The 22,521-nt window shown below is 37.7% G+C and carries 16 protein-coding genes and 1 pseudogene; 9 read left to right on the forward strand and 8 right to left on the reverse strand.

Translation table 11 applies throughout. From position 1 onward, the window contains the following. Positions 1-12: 12 nt before the first annotated feature. Both B154_RS0104200 and B154_RS27650 read right to left on the reverse strand, forming a co-directional pair. Positions 13-597 (reverse strand): hypothetical protein, encoded by a 585-nt coding sequence (locus B154_RS0104200; RefSeq protein ID WP_018612072.1) that lies wholly within the window; start codon positions 595-597, stop codon positions 13-15. Between the two features lie 1,105 nt (positions 598-1,702). After that, positions 1,703-4,960: a PVC-type heme-binding CxxCH protein gene (locus B154_RS27650; protein ID WP_083934916.1), complete on the reverse strand. Its 3,258-nt coding sequence runs from the start codon at positions 4,958-4,960 to the stop codon at positions 1,703-1,705. A gap of 999 nt (positions 4,961-5,959) precedes the next feature. Between B154_RS27650 and B154_RS27655 the strand changes: the two genes are divergently transcribed. Continuing rightward, complete coding sequence (locus B154_RS27655; RefSeq protein WP_018612077.1) at positions 5,960-6,406, forward strand: SPFH domain-containing protein; 447 nt, start codon at positions 5,960-5,962, stop codon at positions 6,404-6,406. Between the two features lie 215 nt (positions 6,407-6,621). Here B154_RS27655 and B154_RS0104230 read toward each other — a convergent pair whose 3' ends face one another. The 3 genes from B154_RS0104230 to B154_RS0104240 form a co-directional block, all read right to left on the reverse strand. Further along, positions 6,622-6,993, reverse strand: coding sequence for a hypothetical protein (locus B154_RS0104230; protein WP_018612078.1), 372 nt, complete (start codon positions 6,991-6,993; stop codon positions 6,622-6,624). Between the two features lie 53 nt (positions 6,994-7,046). Continuing rightward, positions 7,047-8,114 carry a DUF932 domain-containing protein gene (locus tag B154_RS0104235; RefSeq protein ID WP_018612079.1) on the reverse strand — a complete coding sequence of 356 codons (1,068 nt, stop codon included), beginning with the start codon at positions 8,112-8,114 and terminating at the stop codon, positions 7,047-7,049. A 66-nt stretch (positions 8,115-8,180) separates the two neighbouring features. Continuing rightward, positions 8,181-8,588: a single-stranded DNA-binding protein gene (locus tag B154_RS0104240; protein WP_018612080.1), complete on the reverse strand. Its 408-nt coding sequence runs from the start codon at positions 8,586-8,588 to the stop codon at positions 8,181-8,183. A 501-nt stretch (positions 8,589-9,089) separates the two neighbouring features. Here B154_RS0104240 and B154_RS33765 point away from each other — a divergent pair. From B154_RS33765 to B154_RS30015, 6 genes and pseudogenes are all read left to right on the forward strand, one after another. After that, positions 9,090-11,903: pseudogene (locus tag B154_RS33765) on the forward strand (type IIL restriction-modification enzyme MmeI). Positions 11,904-11,923: 20 nt separating this feature from the next. Continuing rightward, positions 11,924-12,844: a restriction endonuclease gene (locus B154_RS0104255; RefSeq protein WP_018612082.1), complete on the forward strand. Its 921-nt coding sequence runs from the start codon at positions 11,924-11,926 to the stop codon at positions 12,842-12,844. Between the two features lie 79 nt (positions 12,845-12,923). Further along, positions 12,924-14,732 carry an ATP-dependent nuclease gene (locus B154_RS0104260; protein ID WP_018612083.1) on the forward strand — a complete coding sequence of 603 codons (1,809 nt, stop codon included), beginning with the start codon at positions 12,924-12,926 and terminating at the stop codon, positions 14,730-14,732. 325 nt (positions 14,733-15,057) lie between these two features. After that, a complete protein-coding gene (locus B154_RS0104265; protein ID WP_018612084.1) occupies positions 15,058-15,531 on the forward strand; it encodes a VOC family protein in 474 nt (157 codons plus the stop codon). 325 nt (positions 15,532-15,856) lie between these two features. Continuing rightward, entirely contained in the window at positions 15,857-16,072 is a 216-nt protein-coding gene (locus B154_RS33770; protein WP_425423101.1) for a DUF433 domain-containing protein, read from the forward strand. Then, positions 16,072-16,407 carry a DUF5615 family PIN-like protein gene (locus B154_RS30015; protein ID WP_051084275.1) on the forward strand — a complete coding sequence of 112 codons (336 nt, stop codon included), beginning with the start codon at positions 16,072-16,074 and terminating at the stop codon, positions 16,405-16,407. The genes B154_RS33770 and B154_RS30015 overlap by 1 nt, the downstream gene beginning before the upstream one ends. Positions 16,408-17,156: 749 nt before the next feature. Here the strand turns inward: B154_RS30015 and B154_RS0104280 are convergent. Both B154_RS0104280 and B154_RS0104285 read right to left on the reverse strand, forming a co-directional pair. Next, positions 17,157-17,654, reverse strand: a complete 498-nt coding sequence (locus B154_RS0104280; RefSeq protein ID WP_018612086.1) for a nuclear transport factor 2 family protein — start codon at positions 17,652-17,654, stop codon at positions 17,157-17,159. Between the two features lie 266 nt (positions 17,655-17,920). Then, the gene (locus B154_RS0104285; RefSeq protein ID WP_018612087.1) at positions 17,921-18,421 is read right to left on the reverse strand and encodes a hypothetical protein; all 501 of its coding nucleotides are present in this window, start codon (positions 18,419-18,421) and stop codon (positions 17,921-17,923) included. Positions 18,422-18,528: 107 nt separating this feature from the next. Here B154_RS0104285 and B154_RS0104290 point away from each other — a divergent pair, with 107 nt between their 5' ends. Continuing rightward, a complete protein-coding gene (locus B154_RS0104290) occupies positions 18,529-18,978 on the forward strand; it encodes an SRPBCC family protein (RefSeq protein ID WP_018612088.1) in 450 nt (149 codons plus the stop codon). 387 nt (positions 18,979-19,365) lie between these two features. After that, positions 19,366-20,061, forward strand: coding sequence for a hypothetical protein (locus tag B154_RS0104295; protein ID WP_018612089.1), 696 nt, complete (start codon positions 19,366-19,368; stop codon positions 20,059-20,061). Positions 20,062-20,535: 474 nt separating this feature from the next. Here B154_RS0104295 and mobC read toward each other — a convergent pair whose 3' ends face one another. Then, positions 20,536-22,521 carry a conjugal transfer protein MobC gene (mobC, locus tag B154_RS0104305; RefSeq protein WP_018612090.1) on the reverse strand — a complete coding sequence of 662 codons (1,986 nt, stop codon included), beginning with the start codon at positions 22,519-22,521 and terminating at the stop codon, positions 20,536-20,538.

Consider the following 22,521-nt stretch of genomic DNA (forward strand, 5'->3'; position numbering starts at 1 on the left):
CTTCATCTATACCTACGGTGCCCAGGCATGTTTGCTAAAATCTACTTTATCACCTGGCCCTACTACAAAGTAAACGTTCAGATTGGTATGAATTGGCGAATATGCTTCGTCTTTGATGCACTTCCAGGATTGATTTGTATTAACCACTTGCTGCCCATTGCCGTTACCCTGCAGAATAAATCCTGTGCGATAAGATTGCTGCGCGAATGGCATGCTTTCTCCAAAATTCCATACCACCGCCGCCAAGGTATTTTTTCCCCCTTTCAGGTAACGTGCAATATCCACTGTTTCAAAATGCCAGTGCGAAATATCGGAACGTGCAGGGCCTAATGAAACTAATTCACCGTTTACAAATAATTTATAACGATTGTCTCCCGAAATATGCACTACAAAAGATGCAGGTTTTGTACTGATGCTAAAAACCTTTCTGAACTGATACACACCATACTCTTTTTCGGGAGTATTGGGTACTGTTATCCATTCTGCATTCCAAGGTTTTCTTTGCAACTCCATCGGTAATTGCTCTAAAGAAACCTGTGCGTTAGTCACGGATCCAAATGCAAAAAAAGAAAATACAAAAGCAAACAATCGATTCATAGGAGCTAATTAAAAAACTAAGCGAAGGTGAAGCGCTAACTGCTCCTTTGGTTAGTTATAAGATTTCTTTTATTTATTTTATATCTAATATTGAATTCTATGTCATCTGAATTTAAGGTAATACAAATGGTGCACAACTATGTTCCGGAAATCACAGAGATGGAACAATGAATGTTTGTAGCACTTCCAAACTTATTTGAAATACAATTGCGACGGTAACACTTTATAAAACATTACTTGTACAATATTGACGTTATTAACGACAGAAATATGAGTCATCCAAGTACGGTCCCCTTCTACCCTGTTATTTAGATACTTACACTGTCTTATCCTTATTCTCCTTAAAGCCCTTGCGCTATAAGAAAAAGAGGCGTTTAGACAGCGAAGTAGATCAAATTTAAGCTTTGACCACAAGTAACAACCGTTGAATACAACTAAATCTAAACGCCCCGAATAAAGTTACGGCAAACGTCAACGAACAAACGATTTTTGTTGGTCTGGATGTACAAACGTAGCTGGAATGCTGCCTTGTTTTTAAACCATCTCTACTTGCGCAACATTTATCAACCACCTTCTCCACAGACGCATTGTAAGTATCTATCAACACACTATCCTTGCGCTTCTTGAGTATGTACTTACCATAGCCGTAAATTTGGTTACTGGACACATCGACAACTTAACAACAAAGGGATTAAATGCCTTGTCGTTAAACCTGCCGACATGCCTTCTACTAGCAAAGATGAAGTAAGCAAAACGGCCGCCAATATTACAATACAAAAGCATTAATTCCCATTTTATTGAAGTCCTGGCGACATCTGTACCTTCACGTTTAGTCAGTAATACATGATACCCACCGCCCACGCAAATAACAACCGCGGAACCGTTCGATTTTACCTTTGAAAGCAAGAAAAACAGACAGCGTAGGAAAAGATACATTGTAAGTAAGGGAGTCTACGACGTCGTTTGCTTTTTTTACTTCCAGATTTGAAGACTCAATTGCATTAGGAATTTTGCCTGGATACAAAGGAAACTCCTGCTGTGCAAGACAACAATTTGTTACCACTAAAAAAATAATACTAAAAGATGAGTCATACTAAAAACTTTATTACATATTTACTTTCATCACGCCTTTCATCATCTGCCAATGGCCGGGAAAGGAACAAATAAAAGGATATTCCCCAGGCTTTACGGGAGCTTTAAAATCAAGTTGAAAACTCTTTCCTCCGCTTACCAATGGAGTAGCAAATAAAACTTCAGGTATATCTGGCACAAAGTTTTTTTCGTAACCAACTTTTGTTGCAGCCATCGCATCAGCCGCTTTACCCACGACTTCGCGGCTACCAGGTTTTGAAATGACTACGTTATGGGCCATATCATCAGGATTATTGAAAATAAGAGAAAGATTTTCTCCTGCCTTCACAGTAAAGGATGTTTTGTCAAATAGCATTTTGGCCGATAGTGTAGACAAGTGAATAATTCTTCTACCTTTTCCTGCAATATCTTTTATTTCTGAAGTATTAGACGTAAGCATGTTCTGGTTAGCAACGAATTTGGTTACGGCTGGAACGTCGGATAGAACTTTATAGTCTTCATTTGAAAAAGGTGTTCTGAAATATTTTCGCCATTCAGGATCATCTTTTATAAAACCAGGGACATCTGCTAACTTGTCTGAAGAAAGTGGCTCAAGTAAATACTTTGCTTTTTCGGGGTCATTTGATAGAAAATCTTTGTCCTTTTTGAACATTGCCATCCACACGGGTTTCAGTTGTTTGAAGGATTCCTGTAAAGCATACGTAATGTAACCGTCCATTGAGAGATTTGTTGTTGCGAGCAAAGCCTTTACCGACGCTCCTGTTTTAAAATGACTTAAGGCAATAATGGCCTCTAATCTTACTCTTTGAGAAGAATCGCGACTCATCCCAATGAGCATTTGTTCAGAATTTTTTATTTGGTCATTCCAATAAAACAAAACCCTGGTGGCAGCCGCTCTGACGTGGTAATCCCTGCTTTTAAGTAATTGAGTAACAAGTTCCTGATTTGGACGATTAAATTGTTGGTACAACCATAATCCTTCCAGTTTGTTTTGCTCGTAATCCTTGTCATTAGGATTAAGCCCGGTGATCCATTTTTGAACTGCAGGCAGTACCTGGCCTTCAGGTAACTCCCACAGTTGCATCCTGGTCCTGTATCTTTGCCTGTCCTCATATGCCTTTAGCTGGTCTAGCAGTTGATCAACGTTAAGCCTCGTTAGATCAATGCGAGGTAATAGTTTTTTGTTTTTATAGGTGATTCTCCAGATTCGGCCATGGGAATGATCTCGTTTTGGATCACGCAATGCTCTTTCTCCATGGTTGATAATTGGATTGAACCAATCCACTACATACAAGGCGCCATCTGGTCCGAACTGGAGGTCAACAGGCCGAAAATTTGGATCTGACGATTGTAACAGAGGCTCTTTTTCATGACCGATAATTCCACTTCCGTCTTCAGCAATACTATGCTCTCTTATCCCCTGAAAGCCAATGAAAGTATTGAAGAGAACATCACCCTGAACATCGTCGGGGAACTGTCTGCTCGAAATGATTTCCATTCCACATGTTTTTGGTTTAACCTTCGATGTAAGGAAGTCTTTCATCGCCGCATGTTTTATTGGATAGTCAGTAGCTACAGTAAGGGGTGGTGCAAAGTAATTCATACCGGTAGACACATCGCCAATCAAATGCGTGCCGTTACGGGTAAATACATTTCCCCAGGGATTTGCATATGGGTAAGAAATATAAGGCTCTAGTTTTAATGTACGAGGTTCAAACCTCCAGGTAGTTCCATACTCGTCACGCTTTGGTCCATAAGGTGTTTCAACCTGCGTATGCAAGAAAGTTCCCATGTGCCAATATAATGCGCCATCTGGTCCCCAGGTTTGAGCACTAATAGAATGATGGATGTCTTCCGTGCCGAAACCATGAAGCAGGATCTTTTTAAGATCCGCCTTCCCATCACCGTCTGTATCTTTTAAAAATACCAGGTCAGGTGCCTGGGTGACATACGCGCCTCCATCACCTAATTCAAATCCTAAAGGCAGATACAGGCTGTCGGCAAATATTGTGTGTTTATCCGCTTTGCCATCACCATTCGTATCTTCCAAAATGATAATCTTATCATTCGGTGGGGCACCAGGTAAATACTGCGGATAGGAAGGCATACTAGCTACCCACAATCTTCCTTTAGGGTCAAAAGTAATTTTTACGGGATTGGCAATCGGGAAATCCACTTCGGAAGCGAAAAGCTCGATCTGGTATCCTTTAGGCAATAGGAACTGCGCAGTGGAAGGCTCGCTGATAGGAGCTTTCCTGTCTAATAATTCATATTGTACAGTGTCCTTAATAATACGTTGAACCCTTACCAAATTGATATCCGCATCAGCCTGGCTTTCTTTCCAGACAACGCTGTCAAGCCGAGTTACCATGGCGTTCAATTTTTTAAGTTCACCTGGGTATGAGATTGGTCCCCCTGCTGGCTGAACCCAAGGTTCCTTACGCCTTCCATAAATATATTCACCATTCACTGCCCTGAATAGGTAAAAAAACTGTTTGTTTTTGTCATCAATTACTTTCTTAAGATTGGTAAAATCACTACCAGACGACCAGGAAGAAACTGGGAGCTCCAAAGCTTTTGCCATCATTTCGCTTACTTCCTTATATCCGTTCTCATTCAGATGAATGCCATTTATGGTTAATGAATCGGAATCAGCTTCTCTCTCTTTAGTCGGATGGTAAAGATCAATAAAAGAAATTTTCAAGTTTTCCGCCACCTGCTGCATACCATTAGTATACATTTCTAAATTCTTATTATGCTGACTTGGGTCAGGCAAAAAACCTCCCAACTTTTCGTGAGCAACAGGTGAAACAAGGATGACCGCAGGTGTTTTTTGTCCATCATATTTTTGTTGCTGCAAATGGATAAGAAATTTGCCAAGCTGCCGCTTGAAACTTTCCAGGCTATCCAATCCTTTAAATGCTTCGTTGAGCCCGAAGCAGGCGACAATGATATCTGCTTTTTGTTCAGTCAAGTGTTCATCGAGCGAACCAAAATTAAGTGGACGAGGCTGAAGATTTATTTCATCAGCGCTCCATCCCATATTCCTTACTACTAAGTTTCTTTCTGGAAAGCTTTTATACAAAAACGTTTCAAAATAATTAAAGTGTTGTAAGCGCTCTGCAAAAGTATTTCCTATAAAAACAATGTGACTGTTTTGTTCGGGTTTCAACTCCTTTACATTGTTATGTTTGTTGTAACAAGAAGATAAAAGAAAAAAAGAAAAACATAATGCGAGATAGAAGCTCTGAAACATACACTTTCTTAACATAAATTACTATTATTTTATAGATTGTCGGACAACCGCATTAAAGGAAAAAGCTTATTCTTTTACCAGCCCGGATTCTGTTCAAGGTTGTTTTTTTTTCAATTTCTCTTTGCAGAATAGGTATAAAGTACATCTTGTCCTGGAACACACAAGGAGAACCATCTACTGGTTTCCTTTCGTAAGTATAGGAATCATTTTCTAGTTTGCTTATGTACATGGCTCCCAATTTTTTTCCATTCAAAACATTAACCGGAGTTTTCCGCCTTCTTAAATCCCAATGTATTTATTTTATCTCTAAAATTTAATTCTATATCTAATACAAATGGTGCACAGTTATTTTTCGTAAGTTGTTGCAATACCATTGCTAAGACAGGATGCAGGCTAAGCCATGTCATAACCAATACAATTTGCGCCTTCCGCAATCATTTTTTTCCAAAAAGCCAAAAACTCGTTCTACATAAATATGCTCCCTTAGGACGTTCGCATGCTGACTGACTTACTAATTGATATTAATCACATGGAACATTAAATTGTTTATAGCACTTCCAAACTTATTTGAAATACAATTGCCACGGTAACACTTTATAAAACATTACTTGTACAATATTGACCTTATTTGGAAGTTGTTGAAGCAGGCCAACGATAATAGTATTAGCAACAACAGAAATATGAGGTGTCGTCCCATCTAGAATAGTTTTAAAATAATGATTGCCAAAGTAGGTGTTTGATTAACGATCTGTTTTTACATAAGAAATATGGAGGCGCGGAAGTTGGCACTGTTGAAAGGATTTTCCAACTAATCATCCTATTGGCACAGCTGCTATTATTAAAAGTATTGCGTCAACACTTATTTTAATCGCGTCTTCAACTTCTGTTACAAATAAAAAACGCTAGCCGTTTTATTGCCAAGGCTTGAAAAATGATTGAATAAGTAAGCTTTTAAAAGGACACCAAAATCTTAATAAAACTTGACGTAGTTTTCGAAAAATTATAAAATCTATTATGACACCAAATGGAACAATCACAGCAGGCGTACTGGCATTTCTATTAATTATCTCCGTGATCATATTATCAATGTGGGGCTGCCCAAAATACCGTGTTTATTCTCAAAGAATGGAAGGGGAGGCTTTATTGGCGCATGCGCAAGCTTCTAAAGAAGTTGCAGTGGCTGAAGCAAAGGCCAAGATGGAATCTGCAGCTTACAATGCACAGGCAGATACTATAAGAGCGATAGGTATAGCAAAATCTAACAAGATTATCGGAGAGTCGTTAAAAAACAACCCTCAATACCTTCAATGGCTTTGGATTGATAATATGGAAAAAAATCCTAATGCTGTTTTTTATGTCCCTACTGAATCAAATCTACCCATATTCAATGCAAGCAGAATTGATGCAATGGCACGATTGAATGATCGTTTTCAAAAAGTAGATTCTTCAGACAGAAAATAAAACGCAAAAATTAGAGCAGGATGCCAATTAAGACTCAATTTCCGGCATGGCTAAATTTATTAAATAATTAAAATAAATTAAACTAGGATTATATATGCAAGAAGCTTTTCCATATGGTAAAGAGCCAATGGTACTAGCAGTAGCAGAATTTTATTTTTAATAAAAGAACAAACGAGGCGACCCTTCAAGGTTGGCTAGTTCCCGGGCATTATTGTTTAGAAAAAAAGTAACATTATCGCATCTCTAAACTTTCTGTTCGTCCATTTCTCTTTTATTAGGTACTGATGGAGGCAATAAGATGCATAGATATGGTCATACCTGTCGAATAACTGTTTGGAAAACAAACTACTTATTTCGGCAAGGCTGTTGCCATAAGTATCAAAATTAATTTTGGCCTTGTGTACTAATTGGAACCAAAACGGGGTAGAATGTAGCAGGTTAATGCTTTTTTTCATCTCTTCTGGATTGTCTATAATAGACTGAGTTAGTTCCGTTGAAAATTCTATAAGGCCTGGCATCTCCTGCGGAAATAATTCAAATAACAATTCAGCCTTTTCTAAAGGAGTTAATTTATTTAGCGGTTTCATAAAAAGTATTTTTAAAAAAGTGGAGAAAAGCGGTGGGAATGTTCCCCCGATTATTAATTAAGAAGAAATATGTGCGAGCCTTTTTGAGAATATGCTTCCCATAAATCAAATGCTGCTTGTGTGCGCAGTTGTGCTATACCTCCAAATAAAAATGATTTCAATTTTGCTTCATCATTTTTATAAGTCCGTACATTTTGGAAAAATCCGGCAACTGCGTTATAAGCACCAAAGACAGTTCCTGCAGTGGTAGTAGTTTGCTGAGTAGGGCTACTCATAGCATAATCATAAACATTGTCACACATGTTTTTAAAAACAGTTGAAAGTTCGTCTTCCTTTCCACTTTGAAGGTTGTTTAGTACCTCTTTATTAGGAACCATAGCAAGCTGGATTAATTTTCTAACTTCCTTATCTGTGATGCTAACCTTTGACCACTTGTTAAAAATGCCTTCTAAATTCTCTGATAGTTTATTAGCTAAGCCCATTACTATATGAGCCTGTTCCAGCCTTTCTTTTGCATTTACTGTATGCCTGATTTTAATACTATTAGAATGATTGCTAAGGGCTGCATTTAAAGTATTGTTACAAACAATGCGGATGGGAGTAAAGGCAGCTGTTATGCTTCCATATCCATCATGTGATGTTGTTAAAAATAAATATCGCTCTATCAAATCTTCATTGCCAACCTTAATATAATTGGGAAGTTTAGCTGTGATAAAAATACGCTCTCCTTTGCCTAATGCTCCCGCAGTTTCATACATAATCCCTTCTCCACGTATAATAGCATCAAAGAAAGTGAAAGCATCTTTATTTTGTACTACTTCATACTCTTTACCTACCACACCTAAAGCCTGTTCTGTATCTGTTCTTACTGTTGCAAAAAAGTTTGGTACTTCTATTTCCGGTATTCTTATACAGATGTCATCATCAGGTATCATGTTGTCATTTCCATAGGTAAATATGGGTCTTTTTTCTACTGTATAATCTAAACCCGCATGTTGAATTGCTTCGGCACTTGTAGGATACCCTTCTACTATTTGTCCCAGTCCATGCCACGCTTTTTCCTTCACTGAAAAAAAACTATGTTTTCCTGTTCGTTCGTTAAAATTGATGTTATGTGCCATAATTGGTTACCCAGCTTATTTATATTCCGCAGGCGGTACTTCTGCGGTTTTGTTTAATTGATTGGTTTAAAAAGGTAAATCGTCTGCAGGTTCTGTTATCCTGCTTGCTGCTAATGAATTTCTTACCTCATTATAAGTTGGAACAGATGTTTCGCTTGCTGACTTTCCAAAACCATGAATTTTGATACTGTTCACATGAAACGTGAGTGTAGCTCTTGCTTCACCTTGTAAATCGACGTAAGCATTTACCCCGATACGTCCGGAAAGTTCTACCAGTGTTCCCTTTGTCAGCCGTTGTGCTATTTTGCTTGTTAGCCAATAACTGCAATTAATAAACGTGGTTTTCCTTTTCCCTTCTAAACTATTCTTAGGCTTATAATAGTCATTAATGGCAACAGTGAAATTGATAACCTGCCTTTCATCTTTTAGTTGATTAACAACAGCGTCTTTTGTGATTCGTCCTGTGATTTCCATGACTGTAATTTTTAAATGGTGATTGAATAAATTGTATGTAGTAGGAACTCGGCATATACCTCGTTCGTTCTAATCGTAGCTACCCGGCCCTAAAAACAGGATTTCAGAAAGCAAGGTTTTTTCAAAAAAAATACTACCGCCTGCAATTGAAAAAATGGGCGTTCAGGCGGTGGAGATTATTTTTGAAAAACCAGTGGCAAGCCGTAGGCACGAAGGCGTAGACCTTGCTTTCAGAAATGCTGTTAGGAACTTTGCGAAGGATTGATATGAATGAGTGCTTTTATTCTCCTAATACCGTGAGCAAACTATCAAGAAAATTGTTGAGTACGTTTCAGTTTAAGAGTGTTTTACGTTCTGGATATTGCAATTCCTACTGTCAAAAAAATATATGTTTAAACTTTGACATGGCTTTAAAAGAAATTCTTATATTTCGGTTTTGAAACTAATCTTATAACGATAGATGCCTTTAAGCTGGAACGAGATCAAAAGCAGAGCTTTATTATTTACACAAGAATGGAAAGACGAAGTAAGCGAAGATGCCGAAGCCAAATCCTTTTGGGATGATTTCTTCAACGTCTTCGGAATAAGCCGGAGAAGAGTTGCATCTTTTGAACAACAAGTAAAGAAGATTGACGACAAACAAGGCTACATCGACCTCCTATGGAAAGGCGTTATCCTCATAGAACACAAGAGCCGGGGAAAAGATCTGGAAAAAGCCTACAAACAAGCCAAAGACTACTTCCCTGGATTGACCGAAAAAGAACTTCCGAGATATATACTGGTAAGCGATTTCGAACGGTTCAAATTATACGACCTCGAAGATGGACAGCAATACGATTTCAAGCTGGCGCAACTGGTAGACCATGTGCACCTTTTTGGCTTTATCGTAGGTTACCAAAAACGCACCTATAAAGAGCAGTACCCGGTAAATATAGAAGCTGCAGAACTAATGGGCCGGCTGCACGACAAACTAAAAGAAATCGGTTACGAAGGTCATGCGCTCGAGCTATACCTCGTTCGCCTCGTGTTCTTATTGTTTGCCGACGATACCAACATTTTTGAGAAAGGTATTTTTTACGATTACCTTGATCTAACTACTGACGAAGATGGAAGCGACCTTGCCGCCCATCTTGCACAACTTTTTGAGGTACTTAACGCACCGAAAGAAAAGCGCCTTCGCAACATCAACGAAAGCCTCAATGCTTTCCCTTATGTAAATGGTAAACTGTTCGAAGAACATTTGCCCACTGCTGCTTTCGACAGCCAGATGCGAAAGATACTCATGGATTGCTGCCTGCTCGATTGGGGCAAGATATCTCCCGCCATCTTTGGCTCCCTGTTTCAAAGCGTGATGGATGCAAAGGCACGTCGAAATTTAGGCGCACACTATACCAGCGAAAAAAATATCCTCAAGCTCATCAAGCCCCTGTTTCTCGACGAACTGTACAGCGAATACAACAGTGTAAAAGACAGCAAGCAAAAGCTCAAAAACTTCCACGACAAAATAAGCCGTCTTCGCTTTTTAGACCCGGCCTGCGGATGCGGCAACTTCTTAATCATTGCCTATCGTGAACTGCGTTTGCTCGAGATAGATATCATCAAACAAAGGCTAAAGCTCGAAGGCTTCAGGGAAGAAGTGCTTCGTGAAGCAAAGATGGATGTAGGCTACCTGGTACAATGCGATGTAGATAAATTTTATGGCATAGAGTACGAAGAGTTTCCGGCACAGATAGCACAGGTAGCCATGTGGCTGATCGACCACCAGATGAACCAACTTGTAAGCAACACCTTTGGTGAGTATTATGTGCGCCTGCCCCTACGCAAAAGCGCCACTATAAAACACGGCAATGCACTCAGAACCGATTGGCAAAGTCTTATTGACCCACTGCCCTTTGAGAAAGGCCAGCCGAAGTATGATTATATATTAGGTAATCCGCCTTTTATAGGAAAGAGCTTAATGAACACTGCACAAAAAGCAGACAGGATATCATCTTTAACGGCGTAAACGGAGCAGGTGTTTTAGATTATGTAACTGCATGGCACATCAAAGCAGCGAAGTACATGCAGGAATACAATTTTATGGACCAGGCAGAAGATACTTCGATTGAACAGCCGTCGCGTCGCACTCTTATACAAGATAACAATGGGCCGCTAACAAAAACAGCATTTGTATCAACCAATTCGATATCGCAAGGGGAACAGGTTGGATTGCTATGGAACGAATTATTCAACAAGTATAAAGTAAAAATTCATTTCGCTCATCGCACGTTTAGTTGGAGTAATGAAGCGAGAGGCAATGCAGCAGTTCACGTTGTAATAATTGGATTTTCAAACTTCGATGTACCTAACAAAGTATTTTACGAGTACGAAAATATAAAAGGCGAACCACATGCCGTTAATGCTAAAAACATCAATCCTTATTTGGTCGAAGGAAAAGATTTTGCAATAACAACACGAAAAAAATCGATTGCAAATGTTCCTGAAATGATAAAAGGCTGTCAGCCGACGGATGATGGAAATCTTATACTGAATGATGAAGAAAAGATTGCGTTTATAACCAAAGAACCACAGGCAGAAAAATTTATTAAACCATTAAACAGTGCAAAAGAATTTTTAAATAATCAAAGGCGTTGGTGCTTTTGGCTTCAAAATGCAAATCCTTCAGAATTAAAACAATGCCCGAATCTTATAAATAGAGTAGACGCAGTAAAACAATTCAGATTAAAAAGCACAAAAGCAGCTACAATAAAGTGGGCGCAAATGCCAACAATGTTTACTGAAATACGACAACCTAATTCTGATTATATACTAATCCCGAGGCACTCTTCTGAAAATAGACAGTACATTCCTTTTGGTTTCTTTTCTAAAGATTATATTGTTTCTGATAGCTGCAACTCTATTCCTAATGCAACCAAATATCATTTCGGTGTATTGAATTCCTTGATGCATAACATCTGGATTAAGTATGTGTGTGGTAGAATAAAAAGTGACTATCGTTATTCAAACGATATTGTCTATAACAATTTCCCCTGGCCAGAAAATCCAAATGAAAAACAGGTACAAGCCATAGAAGCCGCCGCACAAAATGTATTAGATGCACGGGCACAATTTCCCCATGCAAGTCTTGCAGACCTATACGACCCCAACACAATGCCACCCGTATTAGTAAAAGCCCACCAGGCATTAGACAAAGCCGTAGATCTCTGCTACCGCCCCCAACCCTTCATCAACGAAACCAAGCGAATAGAGTTTTTGTTTGAGCTGTATGATAAGTATACGTATGGGATGTTTGAGAAAGTAAAAAGTAAAAAGTAAAAAGGCAAAAATTTAAAATAATGTCTGAAAAAGCACCTAAAGAATTATCAAAATCGAAAGCTGTTGCGGCTAAAACAATTTATGAAGCGTTCAAGATACTGAAAGCTGAAGGCGGTGAATTGCCCGGGAAAACGGTAATTGATAAAGTAAGGGAAAACTTAACTTTTTCTGATTGGGAAAAAGAAGTTTATGAAAAAACAGGGTATGTAAGATGGGAGTCAATTATGCATTTTTATACTGTTGATTGCATGAAGGCTGGATATTTACGAAAATCAAAAGGCACATGGTATCTAACTCCAGAAGGTGAAGATGCAATTAAAAAAGGTGCTATAGGATTATTAGAATCTGCAAGTACGGCATATCGAAAATGGGCAGCAGAAAATAAAACAAAAACGAAGTCACCAACCGATGAACCATCAGAGTTGGAAGACAATATTGAACAAACACAAAAAGCAAACCTTGACCAATTAGAAGAGCAAGCAGTCGCAGGAATCAGGCAGTTTTTAATAAGTAAAGGACCTTATGAGTTTCAGGATTTTGTTGCAGCGCTATTACGTGCAATGGGATACTATACTCCATTCATTTCTCCAAAAGGGCGAGATGGAGGGATCGATATAATTGCTTATCAAGATCCTCTAGGTGTTCAAACGCCCCGAATTAAGGTACAAGTAAAACATTACCCGGATAACCCGGTTCCACCAGATGCTATAAGAAGTCTAAAAGGTCTAATAAATAACGCTGACGAGGCAGGTTTATTTGTAACAAGTGGAAGGTTTAGCAACGAAGCAGAACGATTTGCAAGGGAAGCAAATGTTCACATAAAACTAATAAATGGCGAAGAACTTATAACGCTTTGGCAGAAATTCTATGATAAGTTAAGTGACGAAGACAAGAACCTATTGCCTCTACAACCAATATATTTTCTGGGTTCAAACGATTAATAATGCAGCCATTATTAGAAGCCCGCATACGCTCTAGTATAATAAAAAAGAAATTATAGTTGCTTTAAAACAGGTATTTATGAAATTTACTTATTTCAAGTTTGAAAATTTTAAGGGGGTTGAAAGCCAAACATTAGACTTATCAAAAAACCCGGATTCAAAGGTCTTTACTTTGGTTGGATTGAATGAAAGTGGAAAAACTACAATACTAGAAGCTATAAATTATTTTGCTTATAAGCGTGAAACACTAAATGCGTTAAAACTAGAAAGTTATGAAGTTGAAGATATTCACAACCTAATTCCAATTAATAAAAGGGATAATTTTAATGGAGCGATAACGATCGAAGCTGGAATCGAGCTTGATGATAAAGATATTGATGAGATAAGAAAAGCTTTTTTGCAAAAGGGTATTTCGTTGGCAGAATATTCTAAAAAAATTATATATACACAAAAATATTTTTTTAGTAATTCTTTGCATCAGAAAGAGAAAGACAAAAGAAATTGGGTTTATGATTTTAAAGGGAAAACCGGTAGAAGCAGAATAGCAAAACCGTTAGAAAATGTAAATGCGCTAACAGCACATGAAATTATTATCAAAAGAATGCCAAGCATTTTATATTTCCCAAATTTTCTTTTTGAATTTCCGGAAAAAATCTATTTAAGCACAACTATTACCGACCCAAAACATCTTTACTTTCAGACGATAATTCAGGATGTTCTAGATTCTCTAAATAACGAAACAAACATCCCAGAACATTTAATAGCAAGAATCGAATCAAATGATGAAAAAGAAAAAAGGAATCTAAATAGTCTGTTGGGTAAAATGCAAAGGCAGTTAACTGAAGTAATATTTAGTAAATGGAACCAAATTTTTAAAAAGCAATTATCTAAAATTGAAGTTATTCTATATACGGGATCAGATGATAAAGGAACATTCTTAGAATTTAACATAAAGGACGATGTTGATACCTATCGAATTATAGAAAGATCCTTGGGTTTTAGATGGTTTTTTGTTTATATATTATTAACTCAATTTAGAAGCTACAGAAAATCATATGACAATGTCTTTTTCTTATTTGATGAACCAGCATCTAATTTGCACCCCTCTGCACAGCAAGAACTATTAAAAAGTTTTGAGAGACTTCCTAAAGTTTTGTATACTACTCATAGTCATTATTTAATAAATCCCAAGTGGCTAGAAAATACATTCGTTATAAAAAATGAGGCTATAGATTATGACAAGGAAGAAAACTTCAAATCCAAAAATACAGATATCCGAATTTCTAAATATCGAGAATTTGCTGTTAACCATCCAAATCAAACGAGTTATTTTCAGCCCATTTTGGAAGTCCTTGACTACCGTCCGACAAATCTTGAATTAGTTGGGAAAGTTGTTATCAGCGAGGGTAAAAATGACTTTTATACCTTTAATTATATTCAAGAAGTCATTCTCGAAAAAAGAGACGTTTTGAAATTTATTCCAGGTACAAGTTCAACTAACCTAGGTACACTTATAAGCCTTTATCTTGGCTGGGGAACCCCTTTTGTTGTATTGTTGGACGCTGACAAGGCTGGGAATGAGCAAAAACAACGGTATGAAGAAGAGTACGGACTTTCTGTCTTGGATAATCTTAGTAGTTATAAAGATATTGATAGTACTTGGGACAATATTGAGACGGAAAAGCTCTTCTCAAAAGATGAACTATTACAAATTCAAGCTAAAAGTTATCCTCTTGAAAAAAAATATAACAAAAAGCTTTTCAATAGAAGTATTCAAGAACTGTACGTAAAGAATGAAAAATGTCAATTGTCAGTAGAAACAATAGATAAGTTTGAAAAAGTGATAGCCTTTTTGCAAAAAAAGATTGATGTGAAAAAGGCAGGTTGACAAGCAATGAATTCTACAGGACGGGCATAAATAGGATCTACCCTAGATTGCTCAAAGTTTTAAATGCTTATTAGTGGCACTCTTTGTCACATGATTATTTGCGGAATAAGCGCTAATGGAAATTCTTGCTTAATTCAAAAATCCCGTTACTAGACATAGTTGCTAAATCGTATTGTATTGCAAGGGAGTGACGATGCTAGATTGAAAATCTACCACTCGTACTTTCAAATTCTATAAGCAAAGGGTATATTGCTTATAGATTTGTTGGATTAATATGTTCAATTAATAAAAGGCAAACAACGATTAAATATAAAAAAACGTAGCCATGCAAAAGAACACGATCTATTTATGGTACAATAACGACGCCGTGGAGGCCGCTCACTTTTATGCAAACACATTTCCAGATAGTTCCGTTGGAAAGGTATTTCAGGCGCCTTCAGACTTTCCGGGAGGCAAGGCAGGCGACGTGCTTACAGTAGAGTTTACTGTTTGTGGAGTACCTTGTATAGGACTTAACGGCGGCGATGTATTTAAACATAGCGAAGCGTTTTCCTTACAAATTGCTACAGATGATCAGGCCGAGACCGACCTTTATTGGAATGCGATTATAGACAACGGAGGCACACCTAGCGAGTGTGGCTGGTGCAAAGACAAATGGGGACTTTCGTGGCAAATCACTCCACGTGTTCTGACTGATGCAATAGCCAGGGGTGGCGAAGTAGCAAAACGGGCATTTGAAGCAATGATGACAATGAAGAAAATTGACGTTGCAAAAATAAAAGATGCAATTGAGCAGTGAGGCTCCTAAGACTTTTTTCGCTTTGTCCGCAACTGGGTTCCTTACGGTTTTTTCAAGGGCGGAATTTTAAATTGGAAATGTAGGCAATCGCTCCTGCGGAAGGTAAGATGGAGTTTGAAGAAGCGGATTATTAAAAAAAATTAGAATACCATTTCCCTTCGCATGTGCAAATGTTCTTGGCGTGCAAATCTGTGCTTTACCCAACGTCAATATTTACATCTTCAGGTCTACTTTATAAATTGCTTTTGTAACAAATTATTACTTTTTGTAGTAAATTACTACTTTTTGTAGGCAATTTCATTATGAACTGGCAGGACTATATCGTATCAGACAACGACGGACTAGTGGGGAAACCAACTATCAGGGGCACCGGCTTTCCGTTGATCACGTCATCTCTCTTTTCGCCCAGGGTTGGACCGAACAGCAGGTTTTAAACAACTCCCCACGGCTAACTCAGGACAGCCTTAAAGCTATTTTTGCTTATATTTACGAATGCATGCAAGATGGCATGTTTGTCGGTTCCTTTAAAAAATCTGCTTAGTGAAGCTGTTAGCCAATGAAAACTTTCCGAAAGCAAGTGTTTTACTGTTACGAAGTTTAGGATATGACGTGACCTCAATCGGAGAAGATAGTCCCAGCATAAGTGACCGATCCGTAATGCAAATTGCGGAAGCAGAACAACGAATAATTCAGACGTTCGACAGAGATTACGGAGAACTGATCTATAAACACAACTATAAGTGGAATAGGGAATATTTTATCTTAGATTTGATAGTTATAGCCGTGAAGAACCTGCCAAACATGTTCACGAACTACTTGCAATCCTCGGCATTCAAACTGCCCGAAGCCTTACTGTGTACGATGGGAAGAACGTGAGGCAAAGGAAGTACTGATTCAGGTCAGCTGATTCAATTTTCGGCCTCTTCTGCCCCTGTAGTGTCCCCAAAAGCGAGTCTTTCCGCCTTCCAGATGTCTTTCACCTGCAAATTTCATTGGATCAGATTGTATTAAAAAGGTTTTGCTCGTGCAAGTTAACAATTTTGCCTTCAAAATGTCCTTCACGGATATTAGCCCGTATCCGATAAAATATAGATTACTAACAAGTTGCTCAGCAAGAAATGATACCATTACTTGCGTAGGTTCTAATAAAACGGCCGATTAAAACCACCTACATTCGCTGTCGTAGACCAGGCTATTAATTGTCTTAGCAATTTTTACTTGCTGTTGATTTCCATTCCTTGGGACATTTGAAAGGCGAGAATATTAACGCACTACTAATTAGTCAGTACCATCACAACCGCACTTTTCAGGCAACATCATCCTAATTCAAATATTTGCGCAATAGCATCGTTGATCAGTGCCTTTAGTTCAATGTGATCCGATATTCTGAAGGTAAGTCGGTCCCTTAGGCGCAACAGGGCGACCGCAGACTTCAAAGACACCTGGTATGACAAAAACAAATAAACCTCTTTGCGTTTTTTTAACTATGAACCGCTTCCCCATTGCAAGTAAATTGTGAAACTGAATTAGGGATGGAAAAATCAAAAAAAGTTAATAGTGGCACGCCATAAGTTGAGCTTTACAATAAGAAAAAGATTGAAGTATTCTAATGATGAAATGCCACGTTATTTTTCGAAAACATTAGCTACTCCGGCATACGTCTGTCTAATGATTTTCCCGTCTCTTATGATAAAAGTGTCGGTTGCGTAGGTGAGGTTGAAGGTGGGTGTTTTTGCCTGCCAGAGAATATATGCCACATCCCTATCTATCACTGATTTATTTAACTGGAAGGCTGTTTTATCTTTCCGGAATTTTGTGTACGCATCTTGAAAGTTTTTCCGGATCGCATCCAGTCCTTTAAAAGTCTCATCGGGAGTAATTAAAACGGATTCCTCAGTATAATCAGCCATTACCTCATTCAGGTTGTTCTGCATAAAAGCCTTCCAGTGGTGGTCAAGTACCTCTTTTGTCTTATCCTCACTTATACTGTTGGCGGAACTCTGACTGCTAACGATCTCCTGACTTTTAGGCGTATTAGATATTGCGGTGGAGGTATTGTCTGAACATGCAGATACAACAGTTAGTACCAATGCCGCGAGATACATTTTTTTCTTCTTAAACATCTTTTTGCATTTTGATTTGTGGCCAAGTTATTAAATTTCATCTATTATGCAAAGGCTTCGAAATAATGCTTGGATAGGGTAAAAACAGTATAATTAATTAAATGTCCAGTAAGAAAAATTTTGCTGCTGAAATTTTTCGTAATCATTTTTTCAAACTTAGCAAGCTGATAAGCTTGTTAGCAAGAACTGATGCAATTTCTTGCAGATTGTTCCGTATAAATAAGGCGCACATAGAGCTGTCCATTGGCAGACTTAAATCTGTATATTTATTTTTTAACCATCAACGCTTCTAAACCCGGAGTGTTCAACATTCTCTCCAGTTCACTTTCAACAATGGTTGCTACATCTTTTTTAATGCACAAATAATTACGGGTTATCTGTCGTTGTTCAACATTTGACACTATTTCTAAATTTTTATATGATGCCACTTCTTTTTCAAGTTCCTCCTGATCATTTACAATTTCACAGCAGAAAGCTTTTAATTCAATTTTTTGATCAGGATCATCAGTTACCATTCCAACAAACTCGCCTGAAGATAAAGATGCAATGGTTGATACTGGTATTGCCATTTCCAGCTGTTTGGATTGGCTTACAGAAGTATCGCTGCTGTTTATTGAAAAGCTTTCCCTGTCTTGCATAGTTTTGCCCACTCTGTCAGAAAGGGTTTTGGCTGTTGCCCCGGTCACCTGCCCTGACCAGGCATTTTTCCTACCCGAATACGAAAGCCTGCCGTTCTTTTTCTGCAGAGAAATATTGGCAATTGACATTTTAAACAATTAAAAGCAAGTGGCAATCTGCGAAGAAAATGATTTAGATTTACAAAGCCTTCAGGTCACCCATTAATAAAACGAGTAAACCTAAAAAACTAAATTTTATGCCTAGCAACAGCGTTTCGTTACATAGAGTTCTTAAGGCATCTTCCGAAAAAGTCTATCGTGCATTTACTGAAGCGAGTGCACTTGCTTCGTGGATACCTCCTTATGGCTTCCTTTGTACCGTTCATGAAATGAATGTGCGCGTAGACGGGACGTATAAAATGTCATTTCATAATTTTTCCACTGGTAATGGCCACTCCTTCGGAGGTAAATATGTTGAGATTAAACCTAATGAGTTTTTAAAGTACACAGATAAATTTGATGACCCTAACCTTCCAGGTGAAATGACTACTTCAGTTTGGCTGCAAAAGGTTTCGGTGGGTACGGAAATAAAAATTTTGCAGGAGAATATTCCTTCTATGATACCTGTAGAAATGTGTTATTTAGGTTGGCAAGAATCTTTGGAGAAGTTGGCGAAATTAGTGGAGCCGGAAATTCCAGACATGTAATTTATTTTGGCAGCGTTTCCTAAAAGATTTTTAAATAAACTGTTAAGCACTGCTGAAGAGGCAGTTTTGGGCGAGTGAGGCATGACGGAAGAGCGATAGCCAGTTTTGAAAAGCGATCCGGCGTTGTGCTTGATAACCAGTCGGAAACCGTTTGAATAATAATCTGCAATTGAGTGAAGATGTCGTAAAGCAATATGTGGGAGAATAGTTTTTTAATGCTGACTATAAATTAATTGTTACATGAACACCCGGCATTTGCCCAATTAAGGGAGCGGAATATGGTTAAAGAATAAAGAAAAAATTCTAAGTTGTAATAATTAGAGCTTTTAGCTTAAATAAATTCCTGTAACTCAAATAAATTTAAATGCGCAAATTAAAGCCATCAATATGAAAATACAACACCTTTTGTTGTTTCTGCTTCCTTTAGTATACTGTAATTTATTTGCACAGAACAACACTTTTATAATTGTAAAAGCCGGTACTTCGATTAAAGAATCGGTACCGGCTATTGATGTATACGAGTATCCTCAATTCACAGGTGGAAGAGTATTTCTCAAGAATGGTAAAAGTTCCGGGGCACAGATGAATTACAACCGCTTTTTGGATGAGATGCAGTTTATTACAATTAAAGGAGACACGCTTACACTGATCGACCAAAAAAACATTGCCTTTATTAATATTGCTGAAGACACCTTTTTCTACGACCAGGGATATATCAAATTGCTGAGTAGGGCTGCCAATGTAAAACTCGGGATAAAACAAATACTGCGGGTTATGGACAAAGAAAAATTAGGGGCGTATGGGATGACGAGTTCCAATGACGATGTAGTTAGCTACAACTCGTATAATGACGGATCAAAAGATTTTCGCTTAACAGTCATGCAGGACCTTATTTTGGCAAAAAAAGTGCAATATTTTATTGCAGATAATTACAATCATTTTGTCTTAGCTACTAAAAAGAACTTCATAAAACTTTTTCCAAAACAAGAACAATCTATTAATAGCTATTTAAAGGGAAACACAACAGTTTTTAATAACAAAGAGAACCTGGAGAAACTCATTCAATTCGTAGGGCAATTGTAGGCAAAATTATTAATTGCGAAGTGGACTGACCTGGTCACTCCTTTGTTCCTACTTTTGTTATAGGCTGTTAGCGCCAAGCGAAGTGGGCGAACATAAACAAATAACGATTAACAAAATTTTCTAATACTATAACTACATAAAAATGACGCAACTTAACAAAACCAATGTTACACTTCTACTCTTAGGAACATTATTACTGAGTTCAAGTTTTATTATTAAGCGGTATATGTCGCTATCAGATGGCACGGACGGTTTTATAAAAGGGATATCCTTTGGACTTCTGATTTTAAGTTTAATAGTATTTTTTAAACAAAGAAAACAGCAAACTCAATTATAGTTTTTGCCATTAATTTGGATTTTGTCCCAACAAGACTTTTTTGCAAGCATTGTACCTGCAAAACATCAAAATTAGAAGCTTCCGAACATTAAACTGGCTAGTCGCCTTCAGAGTTATTATCGGCGTCTTAAATTCATCTACTTTTTAACCATTAAAGCTTCTAATCCCGGAGTATTCAGCATTCTCTCCAGTTCATTTTCGACAATGGCTGCTACGTCTTTTTTAATAGCCAAGTAGTTCTCAACTATTTGCCGCTGTTCAACATTTGACACTATTTCTAAATTTTTGTAAACAGCGGCTTCTTTTTGAAGTTCCTTATGATCATTTACAATTTCACAGTAAAAAGCTTTCAATTCAATTTTTTCGTCAGGGTCGTCGGTGACCATTCCAACAAATTCTCCTGAAGATAAAGATGCAATAGTTGATACCGGTATTGCCATTTCAAGCTGTTTGGATTGGCTGACGGAAGTATCGCTACTGTTTGTTGAAAAGCTTTCCCGATCCTGCATGGTTTTACCAACTCTATCTGAAAGGGTTTTGGCTGTTGCCCCGGTCACCTGCCCTGAAATAACATTTCCCGTAATATTCATGATTACTTCTGCCTGTTCCTTTCCATAATGAAAAATCAGTTGACTGGCATCCTGCACCGCTATAGTGGTCGCTACTTTATTGGACCTTGCCGTAGCTATCAGGCTATCAATGCCATTAAAATAAATGGTTGCAAATTCATCGAAAACAAGACTGGATTTAAAATGTCCTTTTTTGTTTATCAACCTTGTTAATGCTGCAATATACAAGGATATAACCGCTCCGTACACCTGTGTTTTTTGCGGATTATTTCCCATGCATACTATCTTGGGATCTGTCGAGTTATTAATGTCCAGAGTAAAATCATTTCCCGAAAGCGTATAATACAAATGCGGTGAAGACAACCTTGCCAGGCTAATTTTAGCACTTGCAATCTGGCCTTCCAACTGCTCCATGGCGTTATGCAGGTATGCGGAGATGAATGGGTTAACCAGGACGTCAATTTGGGGTTGTGTGCGTAAGACCGAAAAAAGTTTATCATATGGAACCTGGATAAGCTCGATTACATGCGGTAATGTGCAGTATTTCCCTTTCTCGTACAGTCGTAAAAACTCGATAATAGCAGTTACAAAATTGATAGATGATTCGACAAAGAAATCTCCCTGTTTTTTTATCCAATCCCTGTTAAGCCCAAGCATAATTGTTCTTGCTGACTCCGCTACATCTGACAAATCAAACAGCGAGGAAGGATCAAGTGGATTACAGCGATTAGACCTGCTGATGTCATCAAAATTAATGATATGAAATTTGGGGGTAACAGGATACGACTTCTTGTGTTTTAAATAATGGTTATAAGCGATCTTCGTCAAGTCGTCATATTTAAAATCATAAACAAACATGCTGAAGCCTTTTTCTATATGCTGCTTAATAATATGCTGAATAACAAAATAAGACTTTCCACTTCCCGGTGATCCCATAACCAGCAAACCTCTAAAAGGGTTAATTATATTTATCCAGCTCTTTCTTACTTTTCCTTTTAACTTGTATCGTGCAGGTAGATTAATGGAGTAATTGTTTTTAATGAACCTTTCTTCCTGTGGAAACGTTTCATTTTCTTTATTAAAAATGTCATTATTTAATTTAAATTTAATAATACGGGTTAGTAAACCAGCACCAGTTATATAAAGCAAAAAACCGACGGTTGTTACAACTATATAGGTGATAGCTATTGTTGAATAAGGAACGGAAAGACTGAAAACATAAGCACTGGCCAAATAAATTAATAAGCCAATGCCGATATGTGTAAAGGCAAGCCTATAATTAAGGGCTCCTGTTTTTCTTCCTCTCACACCTATCAAAGAAATTGTTAGAAATGCAAGAGCAATAAGTTTTGATGTATGAAAGGTTGTAAACAGACCGGTGTGAGCAATATTATTTAAAATCCTGTCACTGATTGTACTTGTTAAATTCCATTCTTTAAAAGTCGCATAACAGGTAAAATAAAAATGTAAAAGCAGAATAATTATACTTATCATCCTGGTTAAATCTATAATCTTTCTGAGTCCCTGTTCGTTTTCTCCTGTCGGTGATGCCAT

This window comes from Segetibacter koreensis DSM 18137, assembly GCF_000374045.1.
GTDB classification, from domain to species: domain Bacteria; phylum Bacteroidota; class Bacteroidia; order Chitinophagales; family Chitinophagaceae; genus Segetibacter; species Segetibacter koreensis.